The organism is Pseudomonas sp. AC211 (assembly GCF_979258055.1).
In genome coordinates, this window is record NZ_OZ409830.1 from 2188132 (window position 1) to 2200950 (window position 12819).

Genomic DNA, 12819 nt, shown 5'->3' on the forward strand with positions numbered 1-12819 from the left:
ATGGCATTAAGCACAAGCACGCGCCTGGTTCAGGTCGACAGCCCGCTGGGCACCGATGTTCTGGTGCTGCGCCAGCTCGACGGCGTTGAAGAACTGGGGCGGGTGTTCGAATACGAGCTGAACCTGGTCTCGGAAAACACCTCGCTGGCGCTCAACAGCCTGCTCGGCAAACCCATGAGCCTGACCATGGAGTTGCAAGACGGCAGCAAGCGCTACTTCCACGGCATCGTCGCCCGCGCCAGCCAGGGCGCCGGCATCGGCCAGTTCGCGGTGTACCGGGTCACGCTCAAGCCGTGGTTGGGGCTGATGTCGCGCACCTCCGACTGCAAGATTTTCCAGAACCGCACGGTGCCGGACATCATCAAGCAGGTGTTCCGCGACCTTGGTTTCTCCGACTTTGAAGACAGCCTCAGCCGTTCCTACCGTGAGTGGGACTACTGCGTGCAGTACCGCGAAACCAGCTTCGACTTCGTTAGCCGGCTGATGGAACAGGAAGGTATCTACTACTTCTTCCGCCACGAAAAGGCCGCCACGTGCTGGTGTTGGCCGATGCCTACGGCGCCCACAGCAAGGCCGCGGTTACGGCAGCGTGCCGTTCTATCCGCCGACCGCCGAACAGCGCGAGCTGGACCATATCGACGACTGGCACCTGAGCCACGAAGTGCAGTCCGGTTCCCTGGCGCTCAACGACTACGACTTCCAGCGCCCCAGCGCGCGCCTGGAAGTGCGCTCGGTAATCAGCCGCCCGCACACCGCCAGCGATTACCCGCTGTACGACTACCCCGGCGAATACGTGCAAAGCGGTGACGGCGAGCACTACGCACGCACCCGCATTGAAGCGATTCACACCCAGTTCGAGCGCGTACAGTTGCGCGGCACGGCCCGTGGCATTGGCTCGGGCAATCTGTTCAGCATGACCCGTTACCCGCGCGACGATCAGAACCGCGAATATTTGGTAGTCGGCGCCCGTTACACGATCGTGCAAGAGCACTACGAGACGGGTTTTGACGACGTGGAACAGCAGTTCATCAGCCACCTCGATTGCATGGACGCCAGCCAGGCGTTTCGCCCGCAACCGATCACCGTGCGGCCCATCGTGCAGGGTCCGCAAACCGCCATGGTGGTCGGCCCCAAAGGCGAGGAAATCTGGACCGACCAATACGGCCGCGTGAAGGTGCATTTTTACCGGGACCGCCACGACCAATCCAACGAAAACAGCTCGTGCTGGATGCGCGTGTCGCAATCCTGGGCCGGCAAGAATTGGGGTTCGATTCAAATTCCGCGCATCGGCCAGGAGGTGATCGTCAGCTTTCTGGAAGGCGACCCCGACCGCCCGATCATCACTGGCCGCGTGTACAACGCTGAACAGACCGTGCCCTACGACTTGCCCGCCAACGCCACGCAGAGCGGGGTAAAAAGCCGTTCGAGCAAGGGCGGCTCGCCGGCCAATTTCAACGAAATTCGCATGGAAGATTTAAAGGGGTCCGAGCAGCTGTTTATCCACGCGGAAAAGAACCAGGACATCGAAGTCGAGAACGACGAAACCCATTGGGTCGGCCACGACCGCACGAAAACCATCGACCACGATGAAACCGTGCACGTCAAACACGACCGCACCGAGACCGTCGATAACAACGAGACCATCACCATCGGCGTGGACCGCAAGGAAAAGGTCGGCAACAACGAAACCATCTCCATCGGCGTCAACCGCACCGAAGATGTCGGCAGCAACGAGAAAATCACCATTGGTGCCAACCGTACCGAGAGCGTAGGCGCCAACGAAGACATCACCATCGGTGCTGACCGCAATGAAAAAGTCGGCAGCAACGAGACCATCAAAATCGGCGCCAACCGCACCGAAGATGTCGGCAGCAACGAAAAAATCACCATCGGCGCCAACCGCACCGAGAGCGTGGGCAGCAATGAAGACATCGACATCGGCAGCAACCAGACCACCAAAATCGGCAGCGACGAAAGCCGCAGCGTTGGCAAAAACCGCAGCACCGATGTGGGCAAAGACGATTCGCTAAGCGTGGGCAAAAACTTCGAGCTGACGGCCGGCGACTCCATCACCCTGAGCACCGGGGCGGCCAGCATCAGCATGAAAAAAGACGGCACCATCGTCATTCGTGGCAAAAACATCACCATCGACGGCTCGGGCGCGATCAATATCAAGGCCAGCAAAAACGTGGTCGTCAAAGGCCAGAAGATTCTGCAGAACTGATTAGCAGCGGCCGCTAACCCCGGCCGCCCAACGGAAGAGAAACCAGCATGAGTGTTCAGCACTTCACCCCCGGCAGCGCCGCTGCCACCCGACTGGATGGCGTGGTGATCGGCGTATTGCTCGACGTGCCACAAACCGCCTCGCCGGTGGTGGCGTTTCCCGGTTGCCCTTCGGAAACCGGCATCGCCGCCACCACCACCACGCAGCTGAGCCGCGAGGATATCGGCACCCAGGTGGCGCTGATGTTTGTCGGCGGCGACCCCGGCCAACCGCTGGTGATCGGCCGTATTCAGCGCCTGGCGCCGGTGGAAAAACCGGTAGCCGTGGCGCACCTGGACGGTGAACGCCTGGAGTTTTCCGCCGAGAAGGAAATCGTGCTGCGCTGCGGCAAAGCCAGCATCACCCTGACCCGCGAAGGCAAAGTGATCGTGCGAGGCACGTACCTGTCCAGCCGGTCCACGGGCGTGAACCGCATCAAAGGCGGTTCGGTGCAAATCAACTGATTCACTGAAGCAAGAAGCCCTTCATGGAACTGCTTAACGCGACCGGTCTGGTTGCTGCCTACACCCAAGGCCTGGCCCCGGACGGACGTGAGTCGCTGGTGGTCATCGCCAAAGGCACCTTCACCTTGCCCCTCGACGGCCGCGAAGCGACGTTGGCGGCGGTGCAGCGTCCGCTGCTGATGGCCGATGAATACGTGGGCGAACCGGGGCTGTCGGCGCCGCTGCGGGAAATGGACTTTGCCCTGATCAAACCCTTCTGCGACGTGCTGGTTCACGGCAAAGCCTATGCCCCCGAAGGCCGCCCGGTGAGCCAGTTGACCGCCGGCATTCGTGTTGGCCGCGTGAGCAAAGCCTTCACCGTGTACGGCCCGCGCCAATGGCAACCTGGCCTGATCGGCGCCGGTGCCGGCGTGGCGCAAGCCTTTACCGAGCAAGCCATCGACTACGCCCACGCCTTTGGCGGCAGCGTGCCGGTGGCTGACAACCCGGAATTGCGCGACAGCTACCCGGCGAACACCTGCGGCCGTGGCTGGTTTCCAAAAAGCGCCAGCACGGCGGACATCGTCGGCATGCCGATGCCCACCACGGAAATGCTCGGCCAACCGGTCGACAGCCCCCACGGCGACTTCACCCCCATGGCGCTCGGGCCCATCGGCCGCAGCTGGCCGCCGCGCATCGGCTACGCCGGCACCTACGACGACGCCTGGCTGGCCGATCACTTTCCCTTCCTGCCGCCGGACTTCGACAACCGCTACTACCAGGCCGCGCCGCCGGACCAGCAAACCGAGCACCTCAAAGGCGGCGAAGACGTACTGCTGCTGTGCCTCACCCGCCAGGAACGCGCCGGCTTCAAAGTGCCGAGCATGCAGGTCCCGGTGACGTTTTTTGAAGAAGGGCGGGCATGAAACGGTGCAGGCGGTAATTGATACGTTGGTGATTGATACCGATGCGGGGGTGGTGGAGGTGACGTGGCGGTACAACCGACCATTGAAGAAAACATGTTCGAGATTGAACAGGTATTGGTCGGCACCCGTTCCACCGCCTGGTGGCATGCGCGGCAGATGGGCAAAACCTATTACCCGTCATTGTCGGTGCTGACCCGCACCAAGCGCATAGAGCGGGACAACTCATGAAACAGCCGCTGGCAATTATCGGCTCGGGCATGGTCAGCGCCGTCGGCTTGAGTGCGCCGGCAAGCTGCGCTGCAATCCGCTGCGCCATCGACAACTTCCAGGAGTCACGCTTTATCGACCGGGGTGGCGAATGGCAACTCGCTGCCACAGTGCCGTTGGAGCAGCCGTGGTTAGGCCGCACCAAACTGATCAAGATGGCCGCTCGTGCCATCAGCGAAGCATTGGCCAGCATTCCAGACGTGAACCCCGCGAGCGTGCCGCTGCTGTTGGGCCTGGCCGAAATGGAGCGCCCCGGGCGGCTGGATGGCGTGGACATGTCGCTGTTGCACGACATCGAAGCCGAACTTGGCGTGCGCTTTCATCCGGCTTCCAGCGTGATAACACGGGGCGTGTAAGCGCCGCAGTAGCCATGCTTAACGCCCGCAAACTGGTATACGAAGGCGGGCATGCGCGAGTGCTGGTGGCGGGGGTGGACTCGTTTTTGCTGCCCAAAACGCTGACCGTGTTTGAAGAGCGCGAGCGACTGCTCACCAGTTTGAACTCCAACGGCTTCATTCCCGGCGAAGGCGCAGCCGCCGTAGTGTTGGGCGCGCCACAAGCACAGGAAGAACCGCAACTGCTGTGCGTGGGGCTGGGCTTCGGCATGGAGCCGGCCACCATCGACAGCGAAGACGTGCCGCTGCGCGCCGAAGGCCTGGCGCAGGCCACGCGTGCAGCGCTGGCCGAAGCAGGTTGCGGGCTGGAGGACATGGACTATCGCCTCACCGATTTGTCTGGCGAGCAGTACTACTTCAAAGAAGCATCGCTCGCGCTCAGTCGTACGCTGCGGGTGCGCAAAGAATTCTTTTACCTATGGCATCCCGCCGACTGCATTGGCGAAGTGGGCGCTGCCATTGGCCCTGCCATGTTGGCGGTAGCGCTGGCCGCCAGTCGTAAAGCGTACGGCGAAGGCGCCAATATTTTTTGCCACGTGGGAAACGATGCCGGGCAGCGCGCCGTGGCATTGCTCAGCTACCAGACTGTGAGGGCTGCCTGATGGCTAACCAGGTGTTTGCCAACAACATGGAAGTGTCGTGCAAGTCGGCTGCCGGCAAGTCGGTGGCGTGTTTCCCCGACGTGTGCTTTACACCGCCACAAGCGCCCCGACGCCCATGGGCGTGCCGATTCCATATCCCAACACCGGCATGGCCAAAGACGCCACCAACGGCACTCGCACGGTAAAAATCACCGGCAAGGAAGTGATGCTCAAAGACAAGAGCTACTTCAAGACCAGCTACGGTGACGAAGCCGGCTGCGCGCCCAAGAAGGGGGTGATCACCAGCCGCAACAAGGGCAAGGTGTACTTCACCGCGTGGTCGATGAACGTCAAGTTCGAAGGCTTGAATGTGGTGCGCCACATGGACCTGACCACCCACAACCACGCCTCGCAACCTGGAAATACGCCGCCGTGGATGTATGCCGACGAGATGACCTCCGGCGACAAAGACCCGTGCGCCAGCGACCGTAAAAAAACAAAAAGACAACTGCAAAACCTACAAAGGCAATGCCGCCTGTGATGCCGCCAAACCGGCGCGCACAAAAGCCAGCGGCGAGTCCCATGCGCTGGCCGACCAGATTGCTGCCGATAAATGCCTGGCGGCCATGCGTTGCACGTTGCGGCCGTATACGCCCTCGGAGAAAGACAAAGCCGACGGCAACGCCTGCTGCCCTTCGCAAACACCGCATCACCTGATTGAAGCCAGCGCCGTGCATGCGCTGGGCCGAAGCGGTCCGACCCTGGCTGGCGTTTCTACCGACTACCGCGAAGGCAAGGCCTTGTCCATTTGCGCCGAGGGCCAGACGCAGTTCACCGGCACCCACGGCATGATGCACACCTTCCAAAGCGCCGGGGCTGCCGGCGCACCTGTGCAGGCGCTGGCCACCAGCGATGGCAATACGGTGAACGCTGCCGCCACCACCTATGGCGAAGCGAAAAACAATGCGGTGGCCGGCATTCGCAAAACCTTTCCGGAGTCGGCCTGCGAAGACGACTGCATCAAACATCAGCTGGACTACTACCACAAACGCCAAGGCATGACCGACAGCACCAAGATCAAGGCGGTGCAAACCGGTGATCATTCCGCGCCCCAGGTCACAGCGGCAGAAACCGTGGCGTTCAATCGCTCGGCGGCTATCGCGAAGGGACGCTCGGCTGGCGGTGGCGGTAGTCGTTAATTACTGAAGGAGCTTTTATGAGTGGACATTGGACCGGCGAGTTTTCCTTCGCCACTGGCGCGGTGCGCTTTGCCGACCTGGCCTATATCGCCATGTACAACGACGAACTCGACAAGGCTAAGGTTGCTCATACCCATTATGTGGAATGGGATGCCGGCACCTGGCGCGGCGGCGGCGACGTGCAGTGGGCAACCGCTGGCATGTGCGTGGCCCGCACGCCTTTGCAGCAAATGTGTGCGGTTGGCTTCTATGGTGGCGTGCGCCTGATTGGCAGCGGCGACACCCACGAAGAGCAAATAGGCGGCAGCCCCGAGGTGATCAAAGCGCGAGGCCCGTTACGTGGCGTGCGCACCATTGGCGAGCGCGTGTATGTGGTCGGCATGAATCGCCAGGTGTGGCGCCGTGACGACGTTAACCATTGGGTAGCTATTGATCAGGGCGCCAAGCCGGCTGCCGACAACCGCGAGGTCGTCGGATTCGAAACCGTGGACGGCTTTAGCGAAACGGACATCTATGCCGCCGGCTGGGACGGCGAAATCTGGCACTTCAACGGCGCCGACTGGCAACAAAAACCCAGCCCGACCAACATCGTTCTGACCCGCTTGCTGTGTGCCGGCAATGGCGTGGTGTACGCCTCAGGCCGCAAAGGCCTGCTGCTGCAGGGGCGCGACGACGCCTGGGAAGTGATTGAGCACGACAGCATGATCGACGATATCTGGGACTTGGCCTGGTATCAGGACACGCTGTATGTCTCCAGCTTGTATGGCCTGTTCACCCTTCAGAACGGCAAGCTGCACGCGGTTCATTGTGGCGACGTGCACCCGGACACCTTCTATCACCTGTCGGTGGCCGACGGCGTGTTGTGGTCCATCGGGGCAAAAAATATCGTGGCCTTCGACGGCACCACTTGGACCCGGATCGACGGATGATCCCCCACGTACTCGACCAACACGCCGAAGAAGCCAGCTTCCTCGCCATGCTGCGCGACCACGCCGTGGGCGCGCCAAACTACGACCTCACGCACCTGGCCAACCTCGACAACCGTATCGAAGCCCACCTCGACGGCCTGCACATCGCCGGCCTAAAGGGCCTGAACGTGCTGCTCGAGCAACTGAACCCCAACGCCAACGGCGAGGTGTTCGCGGCCACGGTGTTGGCGTTTCAGATGAACAACAGCGCGGCGTTGAAAACGCTGGGCGAGCACATTCGCACCAGCGAGGAGGGCGAGCGTTACTTTGCCGCCGCGCTCGGCTGGCTGGAGTGGCCGGCGATTCAACCGTGGGTGGAACGCTTGTTGACATCGCCCGAGCCGCTGTTCCGGCGCTTGGGTCTGGCCGCGTGTGGCCTGCATCGCCAAGACCCCGGCCCGGCGTTGCTGTCTGCGCTGGGCAACAGCGACCCCAGCGTATTGGCCGCCGCCGCGCGCACAGCCGGTGAGTTGCGGCGCCGCGACCTGATGCAGCCGATTCGCCTGCACAGTGTGCATGCGGATGACGCGGTGCGCTTCTGGAGCAACTGGGCCACCGCGCAAATGGGCGATGAGGAAGCGCTGCCGATTCTTCAACAATTCGCCGAACAGCCCGGCCGCTACCAGGAGCGCGCCTTGCATGTGGTGCTGGCCTGGCAGGCGCGGGAAACCAGCATGGCCTGGATTCGGCGCATGACCCAGAACCCGACGCAGCGCCGCATCGCCATCAAAGCCACCGGCCTGTTTGGCGACCCCGTGGCGCTGCCCTGGCTGGTGCAGCAGATGCACGACGTGCCCATGGCGCGAGCGGCTGGCGAAGCCTTCAGCCAGATCACCGGCGCCGACCTTGCCGACCTCGATTTGGAACTGCGCCATTCACCCGATTACGACGGTGGCCCGAACGACGACCCCAACGACCCGAACGTGGCCCTGGACCCTGACGAAAATCTGCCCTGGCCCGACGCCGGGCTGATCAGCGCCTGGCTGGAACGAACCGCCGGCGCGTTGCACAACGGCACGCCGTATGTGCTCGGCGAACCCTTTAGCGAAGCGGCGTGCCGGCGCGTATTGAGCAGCGGCAACCAGCGCCAGCGGCACATGGCGGCGGGCTTGTTGGCGCGCTATGTGCCGACCCTGGCGATTTTTCCCATTACCGCTCCTGCGCGTCGACAGCGTCGCGCGTTAGGCGCCTGACCTCAGAGGATTTCACATGGAATGTTTTGAACACCCAGGCGCACCGGGCGTGGGCCTCTGCCGAGGCTGTGGCAAGGGCGTGTGCCGCGCGTGCGCCGTGGTACTGCCCAAAGGCTTGGCGTGCTCGCCAGCGTGCGAAGTGGAGGTGGCGGAAGTCACCGAAATGAACGAACGCGGCAAACGCATCTACGGCATCGGCCAGTACAAAACCAACCAGTTGGCGAGCGGGGTGTTGGTTTGGTTGTTGCTGAGCGGGGCGATGGTGTCGATGTCTGGCTACTTCTTTTTTGCCCGCGGCCGGATTGACTACGTGACTAGCACGATGGCGGTTTTGTTTTTGCTGATTACGTACATTACGTATCGCGGGAGTAAGCGGACCGGGATTAATTGTTGAGGAGTTTCGTTACTGGCCGAGATTCTGATCCCCGCGTGCGCGAGGATGACGGAGGTTTGGGCTACGTTCGAAGACATAACCTGGCCTTTAAAGAGGAAACTAGTCGCCAAGACCACACCGTCATCCTCGCGCACGCGGGGATCCAGAATGCTGCGGCGACCATCGTAACTGGCCACAAGCGCGGTTCCTGGCCCTTCGCCTCAGCGCCCCCACACAACCGCCGCCCACGCCCTACCTAAAAAACTGGCTCGGCGTAACCCCAAACTGCTTTTTAAACATGGTCGCAAACGCGCTTGGGCTCTCATAACCCAGCGCACCCGCCACTTCGATGATTTTTTCGCCCACGGCGATGCGTTCCAGCGCTTGCATCAGCCGCGCTTGCTGGCGCCACTGGCCGAAGGTCATGCCGGTGCTTTTCTGGAATAACCGCTGGATGGTTTTTTCGTCCAGGTGCAGGCGCGCGCTCCAGTCGGCCAGGGTGGCGGTGTGGCCGGGGTTTTCTTGCAGGGTCTGGCAGATGACGCCAAGACGCGGGTCGGTCGGTTGCGGCAGGTGCAGGGGCAGGGTGGGCAGAATTTTCAGTTCGTCGAGAATCAGGTTCATCACCCGCGCTTCCCGCGAGTTGTTGGCGTACGGCTCGGCAATGCCAATGGCGGTCTGGATCAATTCGCTCAGCAGCGGCGAAATGCTCACGGCGCGGGTTTCGGTGGGCAGGTCTCAGCGAGTCGTCGGGGTGCACGAACACGCTGCGCATTTTCAGCGGGCCGATGCAGCGGATGGCGTGCTCGTGGCCGCACGGCATCCAGATGCCGCGACTCGGCGGCACGGTCCATTGGTGCATCGCCGCGTGCACCACCATCACACCTTGAATGGCGTAAATCAGCTGGTGCTTGTTGTGGCAGTGGGGCGCGATTTGCCAATCGGCCGGGTAGTCGGTGGCGCTGGTGCTCACGCGCCAGGCGGCGGCGTCGATTTCTTCCAGCAACTGGGGCAAGGGTCTGATCATGTTGTCTGTTTTGCGATAGGTATTGTCTGCATCCCGTGAGACAGGCGCTTTTAAGGGCCCGTAGCATAGCGTCGACCCCTGAAATTACCAGCGCATGTTTCTGCGCTGGCTTGTCTGGAAGCTGCCCTATGTCCACCAGTGCCACTGCTTCACCGTCCTTAGCCAGTACCGTCACTCAGCAGGCCAGCCCGCTGGTGATGCGCGTCATCGGCGCCTGCGCCCTCGCGCATTTGATCAATGACCTGATTCAAGCGGTGCTGCCCTCGATTTACCCGATGCTCAAGGCCAACTATGGCCTGACCTTCGCCCAGGTCGGCCTGATTACCCTGACCTTCCAACTGACGGCCTCGCTGCTGCAACCCTGGGTCGGTTACCACACTGATCGCCACCCCGAAACCGTGGCTGTTGCCGGTGGGCTCGCTGTGCACGCTGGTGGGTATTTTGCTGCTGGCCTTTGTCGGCAGTTTCCCCGCGATTCTGCTGGCTTCGGGGCTGGTGGGCATCGGCTCGTCGACCTTTCACCCGGAAGCCTCGCGCATCGCCCGGCTGGCCTCGGGCGGGCGCTACGGCCTGGCGCAGTCTACCTTTCAAGTGGGCGGCAACGCCGGTAGCGCGTTCGGGCCACTGCTGGCGGCGGCCATCGTGATTCCGTACGGGCAGGGCCATGTCGCTTGGTTCGGTTTATTCGCCACCTTTGCCATTGCCGTGCTCTACGGGCTGAGCCGCTGGTACCGCAATCACCTCACGCTGTTCAAGCTCAAGCAAGGCAGCGTGGCGACCCATGGGTTGTCCAAACAGCGGGTGATTAGCGCCTTGGTGGTGTTGGCCTTGCTGGTGTTTTCCAAGTACTTCTACATGAGCAGCCTGACCAGTTACTTCACGTTTTTTCTGATCGAGAAGTTCGACGTTTCGGTCACCAGCTCGCAGCTCTACCTGTTCCTGTTTCTCGGTGCGGTGGCAGCCGGTACGTTTTTCGGCGGGCCGATTGGCGACAAGATCGGCCGCAAAAAGGTGATCTGGTTTTCCATCCTCGGCGCCGCGCCGTTCACCTTGGCGCTGCCCTATGTCGACCTGTTCTGGACCGGCGTACTGAGCATGATCATCGGCTTTATTCTGGCCTCGGCATTCTCGGCCATCGTGGTGTACGCGCAGGAACTGGTGCCCGGCAACGTCGGCATGATTGCCGGTGTGTTCTTCGGGCTGATGTTTGGCTTCGGCGGAATCGGCGGCGCCTTGCTGGGCTATCTGGCTGATATTCACGGCATCGAATATGTGTTCCGCCTGTGCGCGTTCCTGCCGCTGCTGGGCATTCTCACCGTGCTGTTGCCCTCAACCAAGGGCGTGTAAAACCGCGCCCCGGCCCGCGCACGGTGAGCGTTACGCATCGTGTTCACCGCGCATGGCGGGCTGTTCGATGGGCTGGCCAATGATTCGGTCCATGGGCGAGTGGGGGAAAACCATCTCCACCACCACGCCGTTCGGGTCTTCGACGAACAGCTGGTGCTCGCCAATTTCGGGGATCACCCGCTCACTGAAGCTGATGCCCAGCGACATCAGGCGTTTTTGCATCGGACCCAGGCCCATGCAGCGCAACGACACGTGGTCAATCGAACCGGAACCGTGCCGCGCCGACCGTGCGCCCAGGTACGCCTCCAACCCGGAGCGCGCATCGGTGATGGCGACGATGTGCAAAATCGGCTGATCGCCGGCGTACAGCCAGTAACCAGGAAACCGAAACGCCGGCCGAGGGCCGTGTTTTAGGCCGATCACGTTGCTGAAAAAGTCGGCGGTTTCGTCCCACTTTTTGGTGCGGATAGTGAAGTGGTCGAGGCGCTGGATGGTAATGGCGGCGTTTGTCATGGCGATGCTCCGAAATCGGTGGCGGTTAACAGCTCCGGATGCTGCGGTTTTTTTCCTGCAGCAATAAGCGGCCCGTGCAGCAAGCACTTTCGCGGAGCGGTTGAAGATGCGCCCGGCCAGGCATAAGCGGCCGCGATACCTGCCAGCGCCAATGCTGATTGGTCTGATGAAGCGCGCTGAATTAGGGTCGGCTACCGCCTTTTTGTGAGCCGTGCCGATGCGTTTTCGCCGCCTCGATCTCAACTTGTTAGTCGCGCTGGATGCCTTGCTCAGCGAGTGCAGCGTGACCCGTGCGGCCGAGCGTTTGTGCCTGGGCCAATCGGCCACCAGCTCGGCGCTCGGGCGTTTGCGTGAGCATTTCAACGACCCGCTGTTGGTGGCGGTCGGTCGCACGATGCAACCGACCACGCTGGGCTTGGCGCTGCTGCCGAAAGTGCGCGAAGCGCTGGCGCTGACGCGCGAGATTATCGATGCGCCGGTGCGCTTCGAGCCGGCGCAGTGTGAACGGCGTTTTACCGTGGTGGCGTCTGATTATGTGGCGGCCGTGTTGATGCCGGCGGTCAGTCGTGAACTGGCGCGACTGGCGCCGGGCGTGCGCTTGACCGTGCGTGATTTGCCTCTGCCGCGCGACGGCGACGTGGTCAGTGAAGCGCTGGATTATCGCCGCAGCGATTGCGCCATCGTGCCCCAGCGCCGGCTCAATCCGGCGTACCCGCAGCAGCCGTTACTGACCGATGAACTGTGCTGCCTGGTGAGCGCCGAGCACGCCGCCTATGCCGATGGCATCAGCTTGGCGGCGTATTGCGAGGCGGAGCATGTGGTGCGCGAATTTGCCGATGGCCGTCAGTTGGCGCTGGATGCCGCGCACTTGGAAGAACTCGGTATTAGCCGCCAGGTGGCGGTGGCGGTAGAAAGTTTTGCCTTGATGCCGGACTTTCTCGTCGGCACGGCGCGGGTGGCCACGCTGTTTCGGCGCCAGGCCGCGTTATTCGCCAGCCGCTATCCGCTGCGCGTAGTGCCAGCGCCGTTGGCGTTTCCTGTGGCGACGCAGGTGGTGCAGTGGCATCCGTATCAGGATGCGGATCCGGCGTTGAGTTGGTTTCGTGCGGTGTTGGTGGCGCAGGCGGGGAGTCTGAACGCAGTCTGCGTCTAGTCCCCTCGCCCCAGCGGGGAGAGGGCTAGGGTGAGGGGGCTGCGCGCACAATTTACGACCGAGTAAAAGCCGGCCCTCACCCCCAGCCCCTCTCGCCTGTCCGGCCGACTTAGCGGGCGAGGGGAGCTCAAGCGCGGTCTGCTTTTAGTCCCCTCGCCCCAGCGGGGAGAG

At 62.2% G+C, this 12819-nt stretch carries 6 protein-coding genes and 6 pseudogenes; 10 read left to right on the plus strand and 2 right to left on the minus strand.

What is annotated here, in order from left to right; genetic code table 11:
• The 8 genes and pseudogenes from ACZZZP_RS10420 (at position 1) to ACZZZP_RS10455 (ending at position 8629) form a co-directional block, all read left to right on the plus strand.
• Positions 1-2224, plus strand: a pseudogene (locus ACZZZP_RS10420) (type VI secretion system Vgr family protein).
• 47 nt (positions 2225-2271) lie between these two features.
• On the plus strand, positions 2272-2727 hold the full coding sequence (locus ACZZZP_RS10425) for a DUF6484 domain-containing protein (protein WP_463536500.1): 456 nt from the start codon (positions 2272-2274) through the stop codon (positions 2725-2727).
• A gap of 23 nt (positions 2728-2750) precedes the next feature.
• Positions 2751-3860 (plus strand): annotated as a pseudogene (locus ACZZZP_RS10430) (DUF2169 family type VI secretion system accessory protein).
• Positions 3857-4896 (plus strand): annotated as a pseudogene (locus ACZZZP_RS10435) (hypothetical protein). The pseudogenes ACZZZP_RS10430 and ACZZZP_RS10435 overlap by 4 nt, the downstream one beginning before the upstream one ends.
• A pseudogene (locus ACZZZP_RS10440) lies at positions 4896-6074 on the plus strand (PAAR-like domain-containing protein). Before ACZZZP_RS10435 ends, ACZZZP_RS10440 begins: the two co-directional pseudogenes overlap by 1 nt.
• A 17-nt stretch (positions 6075-6091) precedes the next feature.
• Positions 6092-7003, plus strand: a complete 912-nt coding sequence (locus ACZZZP_RS10445) for a hypothetical protein (RefSeq protein ID WP_463382644.1) — start codon at positions 6092-6094, stop codon at positions 7001-7003.
• Positions 7000-8235, plus strand: a complete 1236-nt coding sequence (locus ACZZZP_RS10450) for a TIGR02270 family protein (RefSeq protein WP_463382645.1) — start codon at positions 7000-7002, stop codon at positions 8233-8235. Before ACZZZP_RS10445 ends, ACZZZP_RS10450 begins: the two co-directional genes overlap by 4 nt.
• A gap of 16 nt (positions 8236-8251) precedes the next feature.
• Positions 8252-8629, plus strand: a complete 378-nt coding sequence (locus ACZZZP_RS10455; protein WP_463382646.1) for a hypothetical protein — start codon at positions 8252-8254, stop codon at positions 8627-8629.
• A gap of 231 nt (positions 8630-8860) precedes the next feature.
• Here the strand turns inward: ACZZZP_RS10455 and ACZZZP_RS10460 are convergent.
• Positions 8861-9635, minus strand: a pseudogene (locus tag ACZZZP_RS10460) (AraC family transcriptional regulator).
• A gap of 128 nt (positions 9636-9763) precedes the next feature.
• Here ACZZZP_RS10460 and ACZZZP_RS10465 point away from each other — a divergent pair.
• Positions 9764-10982, plus strand: a pseudogene (locus tag ACZZZP_RS10465) (MFS transporter).
• Between the two features lie 30 nt (positions 10983-11012).
• Here ACZZZP_RS10465 and ACZZZP_RS10470 read toward each other — a convergent pair.
• A complete protein-coding gene (locus tag ACZZZP_RS10470; RefSeq protein WP_463382649.1) occupies positions 11013-11495 on the minus strand; it encodes a VOC family protein in 483 nt (160 codons plus the stop codon).
• A 217-nt stretch (positions 11496-11712) separates the two neighbouring features.
• On the opposite strand from ACZZZP_RS10470, the gene ACZZZP_RS10475 reads away from it, so the two are divergent.
• Positions 11713-12648: a LysR family transcriptional regulator gene (locus tag ACZZZP_RS10475; RefSeq protein ID WP_463382650.1), complete on the plus strand. Its 936-nt coding sequence runs from the start codon at positions 11713-11715 to the stop codon at positions 12646-12648.
• Positions 12649-12819 lie beyond the last annotated feature (171 nt).